18 protein-coding genes are annotated in these 21,935 nt (G+C 61.7%); 11 read left to right on the top strand and 7 right to left on the bottom strand.

Annotation, left to right across the window (positions count from 1 at the left end):
* The gene (locus FQ192_RS27945; RefSeq protein WP_149661412.1) at positions 1-765 is read left to right on the top strand and encodes a hypothetical protein; all 765 of its coding nucleotides are present in this window, start codon (positions 1-3) and stop codon (positions 763-765) included.
* A 53-nt stretch (positions 766-818) separates the two neighbouring features.
* On the opposite strand, the gene FQ192_RS27940 is transcribed toward FQ192_RS27945, so the two are convergent.
* Both FQ192_RS27940 and FQ192_RS27935 read right to left on the bottom strand, forming a co-directional pair.
* Positions 819-2,102 (bottom strand): Zn-dependent hydrolase, encoded by a 1,284-nt coding sequence (locus FQ192_RS27940; protein WP_149661411.1) that lies wholly within the window; start codon positions 2,100-2,102, stop codon positions 819-821.
* 142 nt (positions 2,103-2,244) lie between these two features.
* Positions 2,245-3,729 (bottom strand): NCS1 family nucleobase:cation symporter-1, encoded by a 1,485-nt coding sequence (locus FQ192_RS27935; protein WP_149661410.1) that lies wholly within the window; start codon positions 3,727-3,729, stop codon positions 2,245-2,247.
* 621 nt (positions 3,730-4,350) lie between these two features.
* Between FQ192_RS27935 and hydA the strand changes: the two genes are divergently transcribed.
* From hydA to preA, 3 genes are all read left to right on the top strand, one after another.
* On the top strand, positions 4,351-5,790 hold the full coding sequence (gene hydA, locus FQ192_RS27930) for a dihydropyrimidinase (RefSeq protein WP_149661409.1): 1,440 nt from the start codon (positions 4,351-4,353) through the stop codon (positions 5,788-5,790).
* A gap of 162 nt (positions 5,791-5,952) precedes the next feature.
* Positions 5,953-7,320 carry an NAD(P)-dependent oxidoreductase gene (locus FQ192_RS27925; RefSeq protein WP_149661408.1) on the top strand — a complete coding sequence of 456 codons (1,368 nt, stop codon included), beginning with the start codon at positions 5,953-5,955 and terminating at the stop codon, positions 7,318-7,320.
* The gene (gene preA / locus FQ192_RS27920; protein ID WP_149661407.1) at positions 7,321-8,595 is read left to right on the top strand and encodes an NAD-dependent dihydropyrimidine dehydrogenase subunit PreA; all 1,275 of its coding nucleotides are present in this window, start codon (positions 7,321-7,323) and stop codon (positions 8,593-8,595) included. It begins immediately after the preceding gene.
* Positions 8,596-8,705: 110 nt separating this feature from the next.
* Here preA and FQ192_RS27915 read toward each other — a convergent pair whose 3' ends face one another.
* A complete protein-coding gene (locus FQ192_RS27915) occupies positions 8,706-9,326 on the bottom strand; it encodes a TetR/AcrR family transcriptional regulator (protein WP_149661406.1) in 621 nt (206 codons plus the stop codon).
* Between the two features lie 135 nt (positions 9,327-9,461).
* Between FQ192_RS27915 and FQ192_RS27910 the strand changes: the two genes are divergently transcribed.
* The 3 genes from FQ192_RS27910 to copD all read left to right on the top strand — a co-directional run bounded on the left by FQ192_RS27910 (position 9,462) and on the right by copD (position 11,187).
* Entirely contained in the window at positions 9,462-9,902 is a 441-nt protein-coding gene (locus tag FQ192_RS27910; protein WP_149661405.1) for an acetyltransferase, read from the top strand.
* A 67-nt stretch (positions 9,903-9,969) separates the two neighbouring features.
* The gene (copC, locus tag FQ192_RS27905; RefSeq protein WP_149661404.1) at positions 9,970-10,323 is read left to right on the top strand and encodes a copper homeostasis periplasmic binding protein CopC; all 354 of its coding nucleotides are present in this window, start codon (positions 9,970-9,972) and stop codon (positions 10,321-10,323) included.
* Between the two features lie 3 nt (positions 10,324-10,326).
* A complete protein-coding gene (copD, locus tag FQ192_RS27900) occupies positions 10,327-11,187 on the top strand; it encodes a copper homeostasis membrane protein CopD (protein ID WP_149661403.1) in 861 nt (286 codons plus the stop codon).
* Positions 11,188-11,296: 109 nt separating this feature from the next.
* Here the strand turns inward: copD and FQ192_RS27895 are convergent, their stop codons facing one another.
* Complete coding sequence (locus FQ192_RS27895) at positions 11,297-12,442, bottom strand: HlyD family secretion protein (protein WP_149661402.1); 1,146 nt, start codon at positions 12,440-12,442, stop codon at positions 11,297-11,299.
* Positions 12,439-14,103, bottom strand: coding sequence for an MFS transporter (locus tag FQ192_RS27890; RefSeq protein WP_149661401.1), 1,665 nt, complete (start codon positions 14,101-14,103; stop codon positions 12,439-12,441). Before FQ192_RS27890 ends, FQ192_RS27895 begins: the two co-directional genes overlap by 4 nt.
* 345 nt (positions 14,104-14,448) lie before the next feature.
* On the opposite strand from FQ192_RS27890, the gene FQ192_RS27880 reads away from it, so the two are divergent.
* From FQ192_RS27880 to FQ192_RS27865, 4 genes are all read left to right on the top strand, one after another.
* Entirely contained in the window at positions 14,449-15,744 is a 1,296-nt protein-coding gene (locus FQ192_RS27880) for an OprD family porin (RefSeq protein WP_178129259.1), read from the top strand.
* A gap of 277 nt (positions 15,745-16,021) precedes the next feature.
* A complete protein-coding gene (locus FQ192_RS27875; protein WP_149661400.1) occupies positions 16,022-16,840 on the top strand; it encodes an NAD(P)-dependent oxidoreductase in 819 nt (272 codons plus the stop codon).
* A gap of 26 nt (positions 16,841-16,866) precedes the next feature.
* Positions 16,867-17,757 (top strand): SMP-30/gluconolactonase/LRE family protein, encoded by an 891-nt coding sequence (locus tag FQ192_RS27870; RefSeq protein ID WP_149661399.1) that lies wholly within the window; start codon positions 16,867-16,869, stop codon positions 17,755-17,757.
* 172 nt (positions 17,758-17,929) lie between these two features.
* A complete protein-coding gene (locus FQ192_RS27865) occupies positions 17,930-18,802 on the top strand; it encodes an aldose 1-epimerase (protein ID WP_149661398.1) in 873 nt (290 codons plus the stop codon).
* Here the strand turns inward: FQ192_RS27865 and FQ192_RS27860 are convergent.
* Both FQ192_RS27860 and ercA read right to left on the bottom strand, forming a co-directional pair.
* Complete coding sequence (locus FQ192_RS27860; RefSeq protein ID WP_149661397.1) at positions 18,799-20,526, bottom strand: NahK/ErcS family hybrid sensor histidine kinase/response regulator; 1,728 nt, start codon at positions 20,524-20,526, stop codon at positions 18,799-18,801. The two genes, FQ192_RS27865 and FQ192_RS27860, sit on opposite strands and share 4 nt — an antisense overlap.
* Entirely contained in the window at positions 20,510-21,673 is a 1,164-nt protein-coding gene (gene ercA, locus FQ192_RS27855; protein WP_149661396.1) for an alcohol dehydrogenase-like regulatory protein ErcA, read from the bottom strand. Before ercA ends, FQ192_RS27860 begins: the two co-directional genes overlap by 17 nt.
* Positions 21,674-21,935: the final 262 nt, after the last annotated feature.

Raw genomic sequence — 21,935 nt, 5'->3', positions numbered from 1 at the left:
ATGGCGCACGCGCGCAACTCTTCGGCAAAGGATAAAAACCCGGATTTCGTACCACTCAAACGCACCAAGCAGGAAGGCAATGACGCCTGGGTTTTGCGAGCGATCCAGAAGCTCGACCTGGACCCGAAAGCCTGGTCGTTCATTGCGCTGTTCGGCGCCATCGATATCCTCGCGTTCCGGTTGCGAGTCGCCCAGTCGCACTTGCGCAACGACTTGCTGCCCTCGTATTGGTCCGAGGCCGCGTTCATCAACCTGGCACCGAGGTCGGCGGCCAAGACCACGGCGATCCATGTGCCACTGTTCCAGCCGGAACAGGCCGAGTTCGCCACCAAGCGCAACGGCGTGGTGGAACAACCCCTGAGCCACTTTGCCGATGCCGCGCATTGGGAAAACGTCTGCGTGATCGCGCTACCGGTGCCGCAGCAGACAATTCGCGAATCCATCGAGCGCTTCAAGCATTCGCGCTCGCCGGTCGACAGCCTGGAACATATCCTGCGCTGGCTCGCCTACGCCTGGGGTGCCGATCGCACGCCCAACCCGATCCATGAAGGCATCGGCATGCCCGGGGCGAGCATGTTGGAGGCGGTCTACAACACCGCGCAGTTCGACGTCACGCCGGGCCTGGAATCCCGGGCGGCATGCCCGGAATACCTGTGGATCATGGCCAAGTATTGGTATCCGTATTACCAGCAATTAGGTACCCAGCAGACACCGCGCGGGTTCTTCCATATCCAGCACAGCTACGACATCAAGGAAACCCGCTAAGGGATCGATTATTCACGCCGCGTTGGGGCGTGAACAATCGACGGGTTTTCAACTCAGGCCGCCAATTCACCGTCGGCAATTGCCTTCGAAGCTGCCAACATCGCCCGCAACAACACCGCACACCCAGCCGCCAGATCGTCCGGCGCGGCGTTTTCGATTTCGTTGTGGCTGATCCCGCCTTCGCAGGGTACGAAGATCATCCCGGCCGGGCCGAGTTCGGCGAGGAAGATCGCGTCGTGCCCTGCCCCGCTGACGATGTCCATGTGCGACAAACCCAGCCCCTGTGCCGCGCCGCGGACCGCTTCGACGCAGCCCTTGTCGAAGTACAGCGGCGGGAAGTCGGCGGTGGGGGTCAGTTCGAAGGTCAGGCCGTGCTCCTCACAGGTGGTTTCGATGACTTGGCGCACTTCGGCGATCATCGAATCCAGGCGCGCCGGTTCCAGATGGCGGAAGTCGAGGGTCATGCGCACTTCACCGGGGATGACGTTGCGCGAGCCAGGGTAGGCTTGCAGGCAGCCGACGGTGCCGCAGGCGTGGGGTTGATGGCCGAGGGCAGCGCGGTTGACGGCGCCGACGATCACAGCGGCGCCGACCAGGGCGTCCTTGCGCAGGTGCATGGGGGTCGGGCCGGCGTGGGCTTCGACGCCGCGCAGCTTGAGGTCGAACCATTTCTGGCCGAGGGCGCCCATGACGATGCCGATGGTTTTGTGTTCGTCTTCGAGGATCGGGCCTTGCTCGATGTGCGCCTCGAAATAGGCGCCGACGGCGTGGCCACTGACTTTGCGTGGGCCGGCGTAACCGATCGCGTTCAGGGCTTCGCCAACGGTGACGCCGTCGGCATCGACCTTGGCCAGGGTTTCTTCGAGGGTGAATTTTTCTGCGAACACGCCGGAGCCCATCATGCACGGGGCGAAGCGCGAGCCTTCTTCGTTGGTCCAGACCACCACTTCCAGCGGCGCTTCGGTTTCCACGCCGAGGTCATTGAGGGTGCGCAGCACTTCGACGCCGGCGAGCACGCCGAAGCAGCCGTCGAACTTGCCCCCAGTGGGCTGGGTGTCGATGTGGCTGCCGGTCATCACCGGTGGCAGGTTCGGGTTGCGGCCGGGGCGGCGGGCGAAGATGTTGCCGACGGCGTCGACGGTGACGGTGCAGCCGGCCTCCTCGCACCAATTGACGAAAATATCCCGGGCCTGGCGGTCGAGGTCAGTCAGGGCCAGGCGGCACACGCCGCCCTTGACCGTGGCGCCGAGCTTGGCCAGTTCCATGAGCGACTGCCACAAGCGGTCGCGGTTGATGTGCTGATGGGTGGATTGCAGAACGTCTACGGCAGCGTTCATGGGGATCTCCTCAGGCAGTTGTTATAGGTTTCTTCAGGCATTTTTTGGGTGTTTTTGCGGCCGTCTTCGCGGGCAAGCCTCGCTCCTACAAGGGACTGTGCGAATCTGTAGGAGCGAGGCTTGCCCGCGAAGAGGCCCGCAATCACACCGAAGATTTCACAACCGACGGACTGGTCCGCATCGAACACAACCCGTAATAAATCAACCCGCCCAGCGCCGACCCGGTAAACCAGCCGTAGCTGTAGAACCAGCTGAACGCATCGCTACCCAGCGACAGCAACGTCAGCACCACCGGCACGCCAAAGGCGATAAACCCGAACCAGTTCCACGCCGGGTACACGTCATCGCGATAGAGCCCGGCCAAGTCCAGTTGCTGTTTCTTGATCAGGAAGTAGTCCACCACCATGATCCCGGCGATGGGCCCGAGCAAGCTGGAGTAGCCCAGCAACCAGTTGGAATAGACGGTATCCAGGCTCACGTCGGAGACGATCAGCCCGAGCTTTTTCAGCAACTCATGGCCCATCAGCAGCAACCCGACCAGACCGGTGAGCAGCACGGCTTTGGTGCGGTTAATCACTTTGGGCGCGATGTTCTGGAAGTCGTTGGTCGGCGAGACAATGTTGGCGGCGGTGTTGGTCGACAACGTGGCGATGATGATCAGCGCCATGGCCACCGCAACCCAGACCGGGCTCTGGATATGCCCGATCAGGCTGACCGGATCGGAGACAGTGACGCCCACCAGTTTCACCGACGCGGCGGTCATCACCACACCGAGGGCGGCGAACAGGAACATGGTCAGCGGCAAGCCGAAAATCTGCCCGAGGATCTGGTCCTTCTGGCTTTTGGCATAGCGGCTGAAGTCCGGGATGTTCAGCGACAGCGTGGCCCAGAACCCGACCATCGCCGTCAGCCCGGCGGCGAAGTAACTGACCACGCTCGCACCCTCAGGGCGTTTGGCTGGAATTGCCAGCAGTTCGGTCATCGACACATTGGGCATCGCCCACACCAGCAGACCAATGCCGACCGCCACCAACAATGGTGCGGACAGGGTTTCCAGCCATTTGATCGATTCGGCACCGCGCAGCACCACCCACAGGTTCAGCGTCCAGAAGATCATGAAACCGATGACTTCGCCGGTGCCGCCGAGGGATTTCCAGCCTTCGAATATCGAGCCCAGAAACAGGTGAATCGCCAACCCGCCAAACATCGTCTGAATGCCAAACCAGCCGCACGCCACCAGCGCCCGAATCAGGCACGGCACGTTGGAGCCGAGGATGCCGAAGGACGAGCGCAGCAACACCGGAAACGGAATGCCGTACTTGGTCCCGGCGAAGGCGTTGAGGGTCAGCGGGATCAGGACGATGAGGTTGGCAAACAGAATCGCCAGCAGCGCCTCGCCGACACTCAGGCCGAAATACGCGGTGAGCACGCCGCCGAGGGTATACGTGGGCACGCAGATCGACATGCCGATCCACAGCGCGGTGATGTGCCATTTGTTCCAGGTTCGTTCGTGCACCTTGGTCGGTGCCATGTCGTGGTTGTAACGGGGACTGTCGAGGACGTCGGTGCCGGCTTCGAGCTCAAACAAGCCGTCGCGCTCGGTCACTTGCGATCTGATCTGTTGCATGGCCGCTCCACTGTTCTTTGAATTATTTTTGCTCATCAGGGGCTGGCGCCTGGGGGGCACGAGCCGACGATGGCCGGAGGAACTGACAACTTTCATGGACCGGCCAAGGTGTCAGCGGCGGCATCAATAAACGTGCCGGGGTTCCCGCTGGCGCCTCTTGCCGTGCCATAAAACTTTGCTAAACAACTGATGCTTATCAGTTTTATTCATTCAACTATTGAGTCTTCGGTTACTTGCCACATCACTCAGGCCGAATGCGCAGCAAGTTGTCGGAACCGTCAGGACTCAATCTGGTGCATCCCTCTTTTTTAAAACTTGCGCATCAACCATAGTCCATCCTCAAGCGGCTGATTTCACATAGGAAATCTGGTCTTTTTTTCGATCCTGTCAAGTGCGTCAAAATGGTGATCGGCCTCACCATTTTGGTGATTTCAGTTTTTAATCCTTATTAATCAATAAGTTATTATCAATATAAGCTTATGAAAATTATTCTTGCTCATTCGATAAACTCCAGCTAGCGTCTATTCCTGACAGCGCTGACAGGAATACACCTGTTTGCGCCGGCTTCATATAAAACATTTAGAACCGGCATAAGTCGGTCATGCCTGCGAGGAACTCGGAATGTCTCTGTTGATCCGTGGCGCCACCGTTATTACCCATGATGAAAGTTACCGTGCTGATGTGTATTGCGCCGACGGCGTGATCAAAGCCATTGGTGAAAACCTGGATGTTCCCGCCGGTGCCGAAGTGCTCGACGGCAGCGGCCAATACCTGATGCCCGGCGGCATCGACCCCCACACCCACATGCAACTGCCCTTTATGGGCACCGTGGCCAGTGAAGACTTTTTCAGTGGCACGGCGGCGGGTCTGGCCGGGGGTACGACGTCGATCATCGACTTCGTGATTCCCAATCCGCAGCAGTCGTTGATGGAGGCGTTTCATCAGTGGCGCGGCTGGGCCGAGAAGTCGGCATCGGACTACGGTTTCCACGTCGCGATCACCTGGTGGAGCGAGCAGGTGCGCGAGGAAATGGCCGAGCTGGTCAGCCATCACGGCATCAACAGCTTCAAGCACTTCATGGCCTACAAGAACGCGATCATGGCCGCTGACGACACCCTGGTGGCGAGTTTCGAGCGCTGCCTGGAACTCGGCGCGGTGCCGACCGTGCATGCGGAAAACGGTGAGTTGGTCTATCACCTGCAACGCAAGTTGATGGCCCAGGGCATCACCGGGCCGGAAGCGCATCCACTGTCTCGCCCATCGCAAGTGGAAGGCGAAGCGGCGAGCCGGGCGATTCGCATTGCCGAAACCATTGGCACGCCGTTGTACATGGTGCATGTCTCGACCAAGGAAGCCCTCGACGAAATCACCTACGCTCGCAGCAAGGGGCAACAGGTCTATGGCGAAGTCCTCGCCGGGCATCTGCTGCTGGACGACAGCGTCTATCAACACCCGGACTGGCAGACCGCCGCCGGTTACGTGATGAGCCCGCCCTTCCGCCCGCGCGGCCATCAGGAAGCGCTTTGGCATGGCCTGCAATCCGGCAACCTGCACACCACCGCCACCGACCATTGCTGCTTCTGCGCCGAGCAAAAAGCCGCCGGCAAGGACGATTTCAGCAAGATCCCGAATGGCACCGCCGGTATCGAAGACCGCATGGCGGTGCTCTGGGATGAAGGGGTGAACACTGGACGGTTTTCGATGCAGGACTTCGTCGCCCTCACCTCCACCAACACCGCGAAGATCTTCAACCTCTACCCGCGCAAAGGCGCGATACGCGTTGGCGCTGATGCGGACCTGGTGCTGTGGGACCCGGAAGGCACGCGCACCATCTCCGCCAAAACCCACCATCAGCAGGTGGATTTCAACATCTTCGAAGGCAAGACCGTGCGCGGTGTGCCCAGCCATACCGTCAGCCAGGGCCGCGTGGTCTGGACTGATGGCGATCTGCGCGCCGAGCGCGGGGCCGGGCGGTACGTCGAACGGCCGGCGTATCCGGCGGTGTTTGATTTGCTGAGCAAGCGGGCTGAGCTGCACAAGCCGGTTGCCGTCAAGCGTTGACCCATGATCGTTCCCACGCTCCGCGTGGGAATGCAGCCCGGGACGCTCCGCGTCCCATTGGAACGCAGAGCGTCCCTTGAGGCATTCCCACGCGGAGCGTGGGAACGATCAACCCACTGCCCACCAGAGGCAGACACCTCAAAAACCATGAGGCCTTAAACCGTGATCAAGACCCTGAACCACCTCCCGCATCCCTACGAGAATGCGGCCGCCCTCGCCGGTCATTTCACCGACCTGGCGCCGCCGCTCAACGACCGTCAGGCCCATCTGGAAGCTTCGCGCTGTCTGTATTGCTACGACGCGCCGTGCGTGAATGCCTGTCCGAGCGAGATTGATATTCCGTCGTTCATCCGCAATATCCACACGGAAAACGTCCAGGGCGCCGCGCAGAAAATCCTTTCGGCGAACATCCTTGGCGGCAGTTGCGCCCGGGTTTGTCCGACGGAAATCCTGTGTCAGCAAGCGTGTGTGCGTAACAACGATCATGAGTGCGCACCAGTGTTGATCGGCCTGCTGCAACGCTACGCCGTGGACAACGCGCACTTCAGCGAACACCCGTTCCAGCGCGCCGCCGCCACCGGCAAGCGCATCGCCGTGGTCGGAGCCGGGCCGGCGGGTTTGTCCTGCGCCCACCGCAGTGCCATGCACGGCCATGACGTGGTGATATTCGAAGCCAGGGAAAAGGCTGGCGGCCTCAATGAATACGGGATCGCCAAGTACAAACTGGTGGACGACTACGCGCAAAAGGAACTGGATTTCCTGCTGCAAATCGGCGGCATCGAAATCCGTCACGGGCAGAAACTTGGCGAAAACCTGACCCTCAGCGAACTCCATCAACAATTCGACGCGGTGTTCCTCGGCCTGGGCCTGGCCGCTAGCAAACAACTGGGGCTGGATCACGAGGACGCGCCGGGGCTGCTCGCCGCCACCGATTACATCCGCGAACTGCGCCAGGCCGATGACCTGACGCAACTGCCGCTGGCCGACCGTTGCATCGTCCTCGGCGCCGGCAACACCGCGATCGACATGGCGGTGCAAATGGCGCGTCTTGGGGCTCATGACGTCAATCTGGTCTACCGCCGTGGCGTCGAGGACATGGGCGCCACCGGTCACGAACAAGACATTGCCAAGGCCAACCAGGTGCGTTTGCTGACCTGGGCACAACCGGAACAAGTGCTGCTCGATGATCAAGGCAACGTGCGCGGCATGCGTTTCGCCCGCACGCACATGGTCGACGGTCGCCTGCAAACCACCGGGCAAACCTTCGAACTGGCCGCCGACGCGATCTTCAAAGCCATCGGCCAAGCCTTCGACGGCAGCGCCCTCGCCGACCCGCTGGCCCGGGAACTCAAGCGTCAGGGCGAGCGCATCCACGTGGATGAAAACCTGCGCACCAGCATCCCCGGCGTGTATGCCGGTGGCGACTGCACCAGCCTCGATCAAGACCTGACCGTGCAAGCGGTGCAACACGGCAAACTCGCCGCCGAAGCGATCAACGCCCAACTCATGCTCAACGTGGAGGCTGCGTAAATGGCCGATCTCTCGATTGTCTTCGCCGGCATCAAAGCCCCCAATCCGTTCTGGCTGGCCTCCGCGCCACCCACCGACAAAGCCTACAACGTGGTCCGCGCCTTCGAGGCTGGCTGGGGCGGCGTGGTCTGGAAAACCCTGGGTGAAGACCCGGCGGCGGTCAACGTGTCTTCGCGGTACTCGGCGCACTTCGGGGCCAACCGCGAGGTCATGGGCATCAACAACATTGAGCTGATCACCGACCGTTCGCTGGAAATCAACCTGCGGGAAATCACCCAGGTCAAAAAGGACTGGCCGGACCGTGCGCTGATCGTGTCGCTGATGGTGCCGTGCGTCGAAGAGTCGTGGAAATTCATCCTGCCGCTGGTGGAAGCCACCGGGGCCGACGGCATCGAGCTGAACTTCGGCTGCCCCCACGGCATGCCGGAACGGGGCATGGGCGCGGCGGTCGGTCAGGTGCCGGAGTACGTCGAACAGGTCACCCGTTGGTGCAAGACCTATTGCTCGCTGCCGGTGATCGTCAAGCTCACGCCGAACATCACCGACATCCGTGTCGCCGCCCGTGCAGCCCACCGTGGCGGCGCCGATGCGGTGTCGCTGATCAATACGATCAACTCGATCACCAGCGTCAACCTGGAACAAATGGTCGCCATCCCCACCGTCGGCCACCAAAGCACCCACGGCGGTTATTGCGGTTCGGCAGTGAAGCCGATTGCGCTGAATATGGTCGCCGAAATCGCCCGCGACCCTCAGACCCAGGGCCTGCCGATCTGCGGCATTGGCGGCATCGGCAGTTGGCGCGACGCGGCGGAATTCATCGCGTTGGGCAGCGGCGCGGTGCAGGTGTGCACCGCGGCGATGCTCCATGGGTTCCGCATCGTCGATGAGATGAAGGACGGCTTATCGCGCTGGATGGACAGTCAGGGCTACGCCAGCATCGCGGACTTTTCCGGGCGCGCGGTGGGTAATACGACGGATTGGAAGTACCTCGACATCAACTATCAGGTGATTGCCAAGATTGATCAGGAGGCGTGTATTGGTTGTGGCCGTTGCCATATTGCGTGTGAAGACACGTCGCACCAGGCGATTGCCAGCCTCAGGCAGGCCGACGGGACGCATAAATATGAAGTGATCGATGATGAGTGCGTGGGCTGCAATCTGTGCCAGATCACCTGCCCGGTGGCGGATTGCATTGAGATGGTGCCGATGGATACGGGCAAACCGTTTCTGGACTGGAATCATGATCCGAGAAACCCCTACCACGTCGCCCTGTAACTGATCGTTCCCACGCTCCGCGTGGGAATGCCTCAAGGGACGCTCCGCGTTCCAATGGGACGCAGAGCATCCCGGGCGGCATTCCCACGCAGAGCGTGGGAACGATCGGCTTACGGCTCCAACCCAATCCCGCGCAAAATCACGCTTGTCACCGTCTGCACCGCCCGCTCGAACTGCATGTCCGACAACGGCTGATGGTCATTCAGGATATTCACCTGATGATCAAAGTCGGCGTAATGCTGGGTCGAGGCCCAGATCATGTACAGCAGCGCCGAAGGCTCCACCGGCAGGATGCGTTTGTCCTCCACCCACTGGCGAATTTTCGCTTCTTTCATCTTGGCCCAGTCGTACAGGCTCACGTCCAGCGCCTCACCCAGCGTCGGCGCGCCGTGAATGATCTCGTTGGCCCAGACTTTCGAACCGTACGGCCGGCTGCGGGAATGGTTCATCTTGGCGCGGATGTAGCTGCTGAGCACCACGCGCGGGTCGTCGAACATTTCAAAGCACAAGGCGTCCTGCTTCCACACTTCCAGCAGGTCGAACAACACCGCGCTGTACAGTTCACCCTTGGTGCTGAAGTAGTAATGCAGATTGGAGCGCGGCAGTTGCACTTCGGCGGCGATGTCCGCCATGGCGGTGCTGCCGAAGCCTTTTTCGGCGAAGACCTTCTCGGCCCCCAGCAGGATTTTCTCGACGTTACTGCGACGGATCTCGATCTTGTGATTGCCCATGAGGGCTCCCTGACAACAGCGTTGCCCAAGACTAGCATCCGCTCTGGGTCGCGGCGACAGGCCTTTTTCACTTCCCCGGGGAAAACCGATTGGGTAGCATCCGCCGCACTTTCCCGCCGCGATGGATCACCCGCCGTGAACATTCGACCTCGCGTTGCCACCGACGACGCCGCCCTCGCCACCCTGTGGGAACGCTCGGTGCGCGCGACCCATGACTTTCTGAGCGAAGACGATGTTCAGTTCTTCCTGCCGCTGGTGCGCGATGCCTACCTGCCGGCGCTGACGGTGTGGGTCGCGCAAGACCCGGACAGCACGCCCGCCGGCTTTATCGCCACCGGCGACAACATCGTGCAAATGCTGTTTATCGAACCGTCGCAACGGGGCCGGGGCATTGGCCGCCAGTTGCTCGACCACGTCAAAGCACTGCACACGACCCTGCGCGTCGACGTCAACGAACAGAACCCCCAGGCCCATGGCTTCTATTTGTACTATGGTTTTGAACAGACCGGCCGCTCGCCCACCGATGGCGAAGGTCGGCCGTTCCCCATCATTCACCTGCAACTACGCCCGGCGTAAACATTTCCCGGCGCACAGCGTTCATGCTTAAGTGACGCCCATTAATCTGCCCAGAAGGTAACTGACCATGCTGCTGAAAAAAGCCCTGACCACCGCCGCCCTGCTCGGCTCCCTGCTCGCCGCTTCGTCGGTGTTCGCCCATGCGCATCTGAAAAGCCAGGTTCCGGCGGCCGACAGCACCGTTAGCGCGCCGACGGAATTGCGCCTGGTGTTTTCCGAAGGGGTTGAAGCGACCTTTACCAAAGTGACCATCAACGGCGTACCAGCGAAAAAACTGGCCACCGAAGGCAGCGACAAGAAAACCCTGATCGTTACCCCTGACGCGCCGTTAACGGCGGGTGAGTACAAGGTCGAATGGCACGCGGTGTCGGTCGACACCCACAAAAGTGAAGGCGCCTACAGCTTCAAGGTTGGCCAGTAATTCATGACCGACGCGCTGGTGCTGTGCCGCTTCCTGCATTTTGTGGTGGTGTTGATGCTGTTCGGGGCCTGGGTGTTCCGGCCGCTGTTGCTGAACGCTGACGCCGCCCCTCTGGATCGACAACTGGCGCGCATCACTCGCTGGCTGACCGTCGTGGCCTTGATCAGCGGCGGGACTTGGCTGCTCCTGATCACCGCCAGCATGGCCGGGGCCTGGGATGCGGCGTTCGATCCGTCGACCTTGAGCCTGGTGCTGCGCAATACGTTTTTCGGCCAGGTGTGGAGTTGGCACCTGCTGCTCAATGCCGTGCTGCTCGTGTTGCTGCTGACGCCGCTGCGCGCGAACGTGCCGCTGAGGCTGATCGTAAGCGGCTTGCTGCTCGCGACCCTGGCGCCGGTCGGCCATGGCGCGATGCTTGACGGGCTCAGCGGCCAGTTGCTGATCCTCAACCAGATCATCCACCTGACCTGCGTCGGTGCGTGGCTCGGTGGGTTGATGCTATTGGTGATGATCCTGCGCCAGCCGAACGGCCACGGGCTGAGCACGATACTGCGGCGCTTTAGCGGAGTCGGTTATGGCTTGGTGGCGGGACTGGTGATCACCGGTTTGATCAACGTTCGCGTGTTGACCGGGGCGTTTTGGCCGACACCGCTGTTGTCCGGGTTTGCCTTGATTCTGTTGATCAAGGTCGTGCTGGTGGCGGTGATGCTGGGGCTGGCGCTGTTCAATCGGTTGCGGATCAAGGATTGCGAACAGCGGGTTGGCGCGCTTAAAACCAGTGTGCTGCTCGAATGGTTGCTGGGGATGGGCGCGGTGGCGGCGGTTTCGTTGCTGGGTACCCTGCCACCGATGATTACCGGTTAACCCTGTAGGAGCGAGGCTTGCCCGCGAAAGCGGTGTGTCAGGCAACATTGATGTCGGCTGACAGTCCGCCTTCGCGGGCAAGCCTCGCTCCTACCCGGGCCGGTGCGTTTCAGGGGTTATCGGTATGCCCTTCTGCGGCCGTATCAATGCTGACCACCACCGACATCCCCGGCCGTAGCCGCTCACTTTGCTCCTGCCCCTCATCCACCGTAATCCGCACCGGCACCCGCTGGGCGATCTTGACGAAGTTGCCGGTCGCATTGTCCGCCTGCAACAGGCTGAACTCCGACCCCGTGGCCGGCGAAATCCGCTGCACCTTGCCCTTGAATTTACGATGGTCGAGCGCGTCGACGGTGAAGCTCACCGGTTGGCCGACGCGCACGTCGTCCATCTGGGTTTCCTTCATGTTGGCGATCACCCACAACTGGTTCGGCACCAGCGCCATCAACTGCGCGCCGGAGTTGACGTAGGCGCCGAGGCGCACGCCGATCTGCCCGAGCTGACCGTCACGCGGGGCAATGACGCGGGTGTTGGACAGGTCAATGCGCGCCAGTTGCACCGCCGCTTCGGCGCTGGCCACTGCCGCCTCCAGCGAGCCGCGATTAACGATCACGGTTTGCAAATCCTGCCGGGCAATTTCCAGGTTGGCCTGGGCCTGGGCCACGGCGGCGATGGTCTGGGCGTTGGCGGCCAGGGTCACGTCCAGTTCGCGCCTGGACACCGAGCCGTCATTGATCAGCTCTTTGTTGCGCCGCAGATCCGCCTCACTCTTGCGCTGCTGGGCCTGACTGTCGGCGACCGCTGCCTGACGCAACTTGATGGTCGCTTCGGCGCTGTTGCGTTGCTGCACCACATTGGCCAGCGCGGCTTTCTGCACCGCCAGTTGCGCCAGGGACTGATCGAGGTGTTGCTTGTAGATCCGGTCATCGAGACGCACCAGCAAATCGCCGGCCTTCACAAACTGAAAGTCGGTCACCGGCACTTCGTACACATAACCGCTGAGTTGCGGGCCGATGATCGTCACCTGGCCGCGCACCAGGGCGTTTTCCGTGGTTTCCACAGCACTGCTGAACGGCGGCAATTGCCAGGCATACAACACAATCAGCACACCGATGATGGCAATCGCCGCGAAGCCCATGGACGAGATGATCCGCACCCGCAGCGAACGCGGTTCGGTGGCCGGCGTGGACGGTGGCGCCACGCCCTCAGGGGTGGCGGCGATGGCATTGGTGGTCGTGGTGGTCGGTTCAGTCATGAAGAAGTGGCACCGCTGGGTTGAACGGAAGGAGTGGCAGGCGCTGGGGCGACGGCTTGGGTGGTGCTCATCAGCCACAGGGCGCGAATCGAAATCCAGATCATGGTCAGCACCGCAATCACGGCGATCAGCATGAACACATCGTTGTAAGCCAGCACATTGGCCTCGCGGGTGGCGGCGGTGGCCAGGCTGCGAATGCCTTGCAGGTTGCGCAGGCTCGGGTCGGCGATCATCGAGCCCACCGCATTGCCGCCGCTCTGCACCCGTGCCGCGACGCGCGGATCAAGCAGGGTCAGGTGTTCAACGATATTGCTGGAATGGAATTTTTCGCGAACGCTCTGGAACGTGCCCAGCAGCGCCGCGCCGATCAAGCCGCCGAGGTTCTGGCAGATCCCGAACAGCACCGAAAAACTCACCAGATTGCGCGGATTGGTCAACACCCGGCGCGTGCCCAGGACCATGGTCGGGCCGAGGAAAAACGTGCCGCCGAAAGCCAGCAGGAACTGGCTGATGTACATGTTTTCCGGGCGGGTCAGGTTGTTCGAGTAGCTGTCCATCACCGAGCCGACCGCCATCAGCGCCAGGGACACGATCAGTGGCATGAACAGGTGCTTGGGGTCGATGGTCAGGGCGCTGGTGGCAAGACCTGCGATGCTGCCGAGCAACATCACCACATAGAGACTGTGCAGTTGCTGGCTGCTCATGTTCAGCATCTGCATGAAGCCGACCGCACCGGTGGATTGCTCGGACAACACCATGCGAATCAGGATCACCGCCAGGGCCAGGCGAATCATCACGCCGCTGCCAAGCCAACGGGTCATCAGCATCGGGTTGCTACGGTTATGTTCGATGGCCAGGCCGGCGAGGATCAGCACGATGGACGCCGCCGACGCGACGCCGATCCACGGCGCTTCCAGCCACCAGTCGATACGTCCCAGGGACAGCACGGCGCACAGCAGGGCCACGCCGCTGGCAAGGATGGCGAAGGTCAGGAAGTCGAGCTTTTCGAAGGTCTTGAAGCGGTCGCCCGGCGGCAACTTGAGCAGGAACACGCAGCCCAGCGTCAGCAGCGCCATGCCCAATTCGAACAGGTACAAGCCGCGCCATTCGGCGATTTGCATCAGGTCTTCGGAGAACAATCGCGCCAGCGGCAACGCCAGTTGCGACGCCCCCAGGCCCAGCACCAGCGCCTTCATCCGCCATTTCGCCGGGAAGGCCTGGATCATGTAATACAGGCCCAGCGAACTCAGCGCCGCGCCGACCATGCCGTGGGCCGCGCGCACCGCGATCGCCGAACTCAGGTCGTTGACGAACAGATGGCCGAAGGTCACCAGGGCGTAGAGCACCAGGAACACTTCGGTGAACGCACGCAAGCCGAACTGCTGGCGAAACTTCACCAGCAGCAGGTTCATCGAGACGTTGGTCATCACGTAGGCCGCCGGCAGCCAGGCCATCTCGGCGGTGGTCGCGCCGAGCGCGCCCTGCAGGTAAGGCAGGTTGGCAATCACCAGCGAATTGCCGAGGCCACCGGTCAACGCCACCAGCAAACCCACCAGCGCATAGGCCAGGCGCTTGGGGTTGGAGTGATCGGGCGTCGAAGGAGAACCGGGCAAACTGGGCCGTTCGTGGGGTTGCCAGTTGCGCGGGGCGTAGTGATCCATTCAAAGGCCTTGTGTTGAGATGGCGCCAGTTTGCCGCAAAATCGTCGGGCAAAACACACATCCCTGTGGGTGCGGGCCTGTGTGGCGAGGGGGCTTGCCCCCGTTCGGCTGCGAAGCAGTCGTAAAATCAGACGACTCGGTGGGTCTGAAGAACCTCATGGGGCCGCTTCGCGACCCAACGGGGGCAAGCCCCCTCGCCACACAAGCCTCGCTCCTGCAAAGATCGGCATGTCATCGTACAACTTCTGATTGACAACCCCGCAAAGCCACGCAAATAATCGCCGCCATGTTGTACGACGACGTATAACAAACAATAAAAACAACAAGAAACAAAGGGAAGTCACAGTGAGCAAACTCGTCCGTCATTCCGCCGTCTGCACCCCTCGCCCGACCTTCATCCGCCGCCACACCCTGAGCCTGATCGGTTGCAGCAGCCTGGCCCTCGCCTTGCCCATGACTGGCCACGCCGAAGGTTTTGTCGACGACGCCAGCGCCACGCTGAACCTGCGCAATGCCTACTTCAATCGCAACTTCACCAACCCGGCCTACCCCCAGGGCAAGGCTGAAGAGTGGACGCAAAGCTTTATCCTCGACGCCAAGTCCGGCTTCACCCAAGGCACCGTCGGTTTCGGCGTGGATGTGCTGGGCCTGTACTCGAAGAAACTCGACGGTGGCCAAGGCACCGGCGGCACGGGACTGCTGCCGCTGGATCACGACGGGCGCCCGGCGGATAACTTCGGCCGCACCAACGTGGCGTTCAAGGCCAAGGTGTCGAAGACCGAATTGAAGGTCGGCGAGTGGATGCCGGTGCTGCCCGTCCTGCGCTCGGACGACGGCCGCTCCCTGCCGCAAACCTTCCGCGGCGGCCAGGTGACGTCCAGCGAAATCGATGGCCTGAAGCTCTACGGCGGCCAGTTCCGCGCCAACAGCCCACGCAACGATTCGAGCATGGACGACATGTCGATGAACGGCAAAGCGGCGTTCACCTCGGATCGCTTCAACTTTGGCGGCGGCGAATACACCTTCAATGAAAAGCGCACCCTGGTCGGCGTCTGGTACTCGGAACTCAGCGACATCTATCAGCAGAAATATTTCAACCTGAGCCACAGCCAACCCATCGGCGACTGGACCCTGGGCGCCAACCTCGGCTACTTCATCGGCAAGGAAGACGGCAGCGCCCTGGCCGGCGACCTCGACAACAAAACCGCGTTCGCCATGCTCTCGGCCAGATACGGCGGCAGCACCTTCTATGTAGGCCTGCAAAAACTCAGCGGCGACGATGCCTGGATGCGCGTCAACGGCACCAGCGGCGGCACCCTGGCCAACGACAGCTACAACTCGAGCTACGACAACGCCAAGGAAAAATCCTGGCAAGTGCGCCACGACTACAACTTCGTCGCCCTGGGCATTCCCGGCCTGACCCTGATGAACCGCTACATCAGCGGCGATAACGTGCACACCGGGGCGATCACCGACGGCAAGGAATGGGGCCGCGAAAGCGAACTGGCCTATACCGTACAGAGCGGCGTGCTGAAAAACCTCAACGTCAAGTGGCGTAATGCGAGCATTCGCAAGGACTTCAGCACCAATGAGTTCGATGAGAACCGGATTTTTGTGAGCTATCCGATTTCGTTGTTGTGAGGCGAGCACTGGCATAAGGAGCGACTCAATCCCTGTGGCGAGCGAGCTTGCTCGCGCTGGAGTGCGAAGCGCTCCCAACTATTTTGGGTCTGCTGCGCAGCCCAGCGGGAGCAAGCTCCCTCGCCACAGGGCAGGTGCTTTACTCAAGACCGACGTTGTGACCCTCCGTCCATTTCAACCACCAACGCGTTGACAACCACCGGAAAGGCTAACGATACTCCGCCCAAGTCATACGACAACTTACAACAACTGCAATGACCCGAATTCAGGAACTCCCATGACCACGACATCCCCTGCCCCTTTCAATCGCCTGCTGCTGACCGGTGCCGCCGGTGGCCTCGGCAAAGTCCTGCGCGAAACCCTGCGCCCTTATGCCAACGTGATTCGCCTGTCGGACATCGTCGACATCACCCCGGCCATCGATGACCGCGAAGAAGTCGTGACTTGCGACCTCGCCGACAAGCAGGCCGTGCATCAACTGGTCGAAGGCGTGGACGCGATCCTGCACTTCGGCGGGGTGTCCACCGAGCACTCGTTCGAAGAGATCCTCGGCGCCAATATCTGCGGCGTGTTCCACATCTACGAAGCCGCGCGTCGGCATGGCGTGAAGCGGGTGATTTTCGCCAGTTCCAACCACGTCATCGGTTTCTACAAGCAGGACGAAGTGATCGACGCCCGCTCCCCTCGCCGCCCGGACAGCTACTACGGTTTGTCCAAGTCCTACGGCGAAGACATCGCCAGTTTCTACTTCGATCGCTACGGCATCGAGACCGTCAGCGTGCGCATCGGCTCCTCGTTCCCGGAACCGCAAAACCGCCGCATGATGAGCACCTGGCTGAGCTTCGGCGACCTGACCCAATTGCTTGAACGCGCGCTGTACGCGCCGAATGTCGGCCACACCATCGTCTACGGCGTGTCCGACAACAAGAACGTCTGGTGGGACAACCGTTACGCCGCTGGCCTGGGCTACGTGCCACAGGACAACTCCGAAGTGTTCCGCGACAAGATCGAAGCGCAACCAATGCCGGCCGCGGATGACCCGGCGATGGTTTACCAGGGGGGCGCGTTTGTCGCGTCCGGTCCGTTCGGCGATTGAGCCAACCTCCAAGGGAATGAGCGTCCATGCAAGCCGAATTGATTGTCGATGCCCGTAACGCGGTCGGTGAATGCCCGGTCTGGGTGCCTGAGGAAAACGCCCTGTACTGGGTCGATATTCCCGCCGGGGGCCTGCAACGCTGGAGTGCCGCGACCGGGCATGTGCTGGCCTGGAAAACCCCGGAAATGCTCGCCTGCATGGCCCGACACAGCGACGGTGGCTGGGTCGCCGGGATGGAGAGCGGGTTCTTTCATCTGCGCCCGCACAGCGACGGTAGCCTCGACAGCGAACAGCTGGCCCAGGTCGATCACGCCCGTCCCGACATGCGCCTGAACGATGGGCGCTGTGATCGCCAGGGCCGTTTCTGGGCCGGCAGCATGGTGCTGAACATGGGTGCCAACGTCGCTGAAGGCGCGTTATATCGCTACAGCAGCGGGCAGCGTGGGCCGATCGAGGCACGCCTCTCTGGTTTCCTGGTTCCCAACGGGCTGGGCTTCAGCCCGGATGGCCGGACGATGTACCTGTCTGATTCGCATCCACTGTCTCAGCAGATCTGGGCGTTCGACTACGACATCGAGAGCGGCACGCCGAGCAATCGGCGCCTGTTCGTCGACATGAATCACTACAGCGGCCGCCCCGATGGCGCAGCGGTCGATGCCGAGGGCTGCTACTGGATCTGCGCCAACGACGCCGGGTTTATTCACCGCTTCACCCCGGACGGACGACTCGACCGTTCACTCGCCGTGCCGGTGAAGAAACCGACCATGTGCGCGTTTGGGGGCAGTGGGCTGGACACGTTGTTCGTGACCTCGATTCGCCCCGGGGATGACCATGACGAGCAGTCGTTGGCGGGTGGGGTGTTTGCCCTTGATCCCGGCGTGAAGGGCTTGCCTGAACCTTTATTTCGCGACTATTGATGACCTGTGGCGAGGGAGCTTGCTCCCGCTGGGTCGCGAAGCGGCCCCCCGCAATCCTTCAAACACACTGAGTTGCCTGACTCTACGACTGCTGCGCAGCCGAACGGGAGCAAGCTCCCTCGCCACAGTGGTGTCTGTTTGCCTGAAGCCTCTCATTGAGTCAAAAATCACCATGACACTGACGATTCTGGAACTCGAAGACGATTTCACCCACCTCACCCTCGCCCCCGAACTCGGTGCGAGCATCGTCAACTGGACGGTTCGCAGCAGCGGCCAGCCGTTGTTGCGTCACAGTGACCAACAGGCCCTGAACACCGGCCTGCCCGGCAAACTCGGCTGCTACCCGCTGGCCCCGTGGTCGAACCGGATTTCCGAAGGTGGTTTCGACTGCCCCGAAGGCTGGCTGGCCCTGACGCCGAACAGCCTCACCGATCCCTTGCCGATCCATGGCAGCGCCTGGCAGCAGCCGTGGCGAGTGGTTTCCCAAACCCGAAACGAAGCCGTCCTGGAACTTGATTGCACATCGCCCTTCGCCTACCGCGCCCGGCAACGTTTTCATCTGAGTGAAGGTCGGTTGAGCATCGAGTTGAAAGTCACTCACGTGGGCGAACACGCCGCGTGGCACGGCCTCGGCTTGCACCCTTACTTCCCGCGCACCGCCAATACCCGGTTACAGGCGCAAGCCCGACAGGTCTGGTTATGCGACAGCACAAAACTGCCGACCCAACTCAGCACGTTGCCCGCCGATTGGGATTTCCAGCAGCTCAAGGCGCTCCCACAAACCTTGGTGGACAACGGTTTCTGCGAGTGGAACGGTCACTGCCTGATCCAGCAACCCGAACTCGGTTATGAACTGGAAGGCCAGGCCACCGGCAGCGATTACTACCTGCTCTACTGCCCGGTGGGCTTGGGGTTTTTCTGTATCGAACCGGTGAGCCACCCGGTCAATGCGCATCACCTGCCCGGTCGGCCAGGCTTGCGTTTGCTGGAGCAAGGCCAATCCATTGAGCTGGGTTTGAGCCTGCAATACCGCGAACTTAGCTAACCCAGTAACTGACTCAACACCGCGCGCAATTTGCCGGGCTTCACCGGTTTATTCAGCAGCGGCGCGTCGAGCCGTTGCAGCGAGCGACGGCATTGGTCGGTGCGATCGGCGGTGATGATCACGGCCGGAATCGCCTGGCCAAAATGCTCGCGCAAGTGCCGCACCACGTCGCAGCCCACCACCCCATGATCGAGGTGATAGTCCGCCAGAATCAGTTCCGGCGCCTGTCCCTGCAACGCCGCCAGCGCGGAAAACTCATCCGTGGCGATCACCACTTCACAGCCCCACTGCCCCAGCAGCGCGCTCATGCTTTCAAGGATGCTCACTTCGTTGTCCAGCACCAGCAAACGCCGGCCCGGCAGCGGATTGCCGGTGCCCGGCGTCGGCGCGGCCAGGCTGATCGGCAGGGGCACCTCATGGGAAATCGGCACGTCGATGCTGAACACCGACCCGCGCCCCGGCCATGAGCGCACCTGGATCCGGTAGCCCAGAATCTTGGCAATGCGCTCGACAATCGCCAGCCCCAGGCCCACGCCTTTGCGGTCAGCGGCGCGGCCGACGTCCAGTTGATTGAACTCCAGAAAGATCGAATGCAACCGGTCCGCCGCAATCCCGCGCCCGGTATCCCACACTTCCAGACGCAGCATATCGCCCCGGCGCCGCGCCCCGAGCAGGATGCAGCCCTCGTCGGTGTAGCGGCAGGCATTGCTGAGGAAGTTGCGCAGTATCCGCGTCATCAGGCGCAGGTCGGTGCTGATGGCAAAGTCGCCCATGCGCACCCGCAGGTTCAGCCCCGCCGCCTCGGCCACGGACTGGAACTCCGAGACCAGTGGCGCGAGCAATTCGTCGAGGCGGTACAGCGCGACGTCGGGTTTCACCGCAGCCTGGTCGAGCCGGGAAATGTCCAGCAAATCGGTCAGCAGGTCTTCCGCCCCTTCCAGTGCCTGGTGCGTACGCTCCACCAGCACCTGCTCGACGTCGGGCAGCTTGCGTTCGCGCAAGGTCGAGATCAGCAACCGCGCCGCATTCAGCGGTTGCAGCAGGTCATGGCTGGCGGCGGCGAGGTATTTGTCCTTGCTGCGGTTGGCCGCTTCGGCGGCGTCCCGGGCATCACGCAGGGCCTGGGCGATCTGTTTACGCTGGGTGATCTGCTGTTGCAGGTTGCGGTTGGCTTCGAGCAATTCGTCGGTGCGCGCGGTGACCCGTTGCTCCAGTTCATCGTTGAGTTGCTGCAAGCGTTGCTGGGCCAGTTTGCGTTCGGTGATGTCGGCGACAAAGCCTTCCACCAGCCCTTCCTGATCGGGCTTGAGCAGCAGGTTCATCAGCACGTCGAGGCTGCTGCCGTCCTTGCGCCGCAATTGGGTTTCATAGCCGTGCAGGCTGCGTTCGGTCTTGAGGATCTCGCCAATATTGGCCAGTTCCTTGGCGCCGCCGACAAACAGGTTGCTCGCCAGGTCCGCCAATGAAAACAGCACTTCCTGCGGACTGTCGTAGCCCAGCATCCGCGCCAGCGCCGGGTTGGCGGCGCGCATGCCTTCCAGGAGGCTGGCCTGGAAGATCCCGTGGACCGCGTTTTCGAACAACCACTTGTAGCGATTGCGCTCGGCTTCCAGTTCATCCAGGCGCGCATTGAGTTCCGGGTAGTGACTCTTGCGTGCCGAGTGGCTGCCTAATCCGAGTAACCCGGCCAGCGCCCGTTGCTGGTCTTCAGAGGGCTTCGCCATAGACGACCTCGACATCACGCTGACTGGATTCGCGGGGATTAGTCAGGATGCACGGGTCGTGCATCGCGTGCTGCGACAGGAACGGAATGTCCGCCATGCTCACCCCGTGCAGGCCCAGGGTTTCGTGGAAGCCGATGGAGTGTTTCAGGGCAATCAGGTGGTCGACCAACCGCTTGCAGATCTGCCGGTGATTCAGGCCCCGGCAATCGATGCCGAAGGTCTCGGCGATTACCTTGAAGCGGTCCGGCGCCGAGTTGTAGTTGAACGCCACCACGTGCTCCACCAGCACCGCGTTGCACAAGCCGTGGGGCAAGTCGAGGAAGCCGCCGAGGCTGTGGGACATGGCGTGCACCGCACCGAGGATCGCGTTGGAAAACGCCAGCCCGGCCTGCATGCTGCCGAGCATGATTTTCTCGCGCAGGGCGATGTCGGTCGGGTTGGCGATCATCTGCACCAGGTTGCCGTTGATCAGGCGCATGGCTTCCAACGCATGGGGGTCGGTCAGCGGGCCGTGACCGGTGGAGACGAAGGCTTCGATGGCATGCACCAGCGCGTCGATACCGGTACAGGCCGCCAGGAACGGGTCCATGCTCAGGGTGGTTTCCGGGTCGATCAGCGACACGTCGGGCACCACGGCTTTACTGACGATGGAGAACTTCATGCGTTCTTGCTGGTTGGAAATGATCACGAATTGCGAGACGTCCGCCGACGTGCCGGCGGTGGTCGGGATCAGGATCAGCGGTGGGCTGGGCACGCGGATGGTGTCGACGCCCTCGAACTCCAGAATATTGCGCCCGTGAGCGACGACAATGCCGATGCCTTTGCCGCAATCCATCGGGCTGCCGCCGCCAATCGCGACGATCACATCGCAATGGTTTTCCTTGTACAGCTCGGCGCCGAGCATGACTTCTTCGACCCGAGGGTTGGGCGAGACATCGCTGTACAGGAAGTAGTCGATGCCCTGGGCTTGCAGGCTGGCCTCGACATCCGCGACCCAACCGGCGGCAATCACCCCGGGGTCGCTGACCACCAGCACCTTGCGGGCACCGAAGGTCTTGGCGTAGTTGCCGACGTTGTGCCGGCAACCGGCACCAAAAATGATTTCAGGCGACACGAATTTACGCAGTTGGCTGAGATTCTGGCTCATTGGAAAGCCTGTTTTTATTGTTTTGGAAGGTAGAAGCCACACTAACCCATCCGGCTGCGAATGCAATCAGACCAATGGGTAGCTCGATCCTGCATCCACCACCGATGTCCTGTTGGAGTGAGCGTGTGTGGCGAGGGGGCTTGCCGCCGTTGGGTCGCGAAGCGGCCCCGCTTATCCCAAAGCAGGGGACTGCTGCGCAGTCCAACGGGGGCAAGCCCCCTCGCCACAAAAGCTCGCTCACACAGGGGATGTGCGTTGCACC

It is taken from the genome of Pseudomonas sp. ANT_J12, assembly GCF_008370045.1.
In the GTDB taxonomy this organism is placed as follows: Bacteria; Pseudomonadota; Gammaproteobacteria; order Pseudomonadales; family Pseudomonadaceae; genus Aquipseudomonas.
Note: the sequence above shows the minus strand (reverse complement) of the source record. Positions and strands in the feature narration are given on the sequence as shown.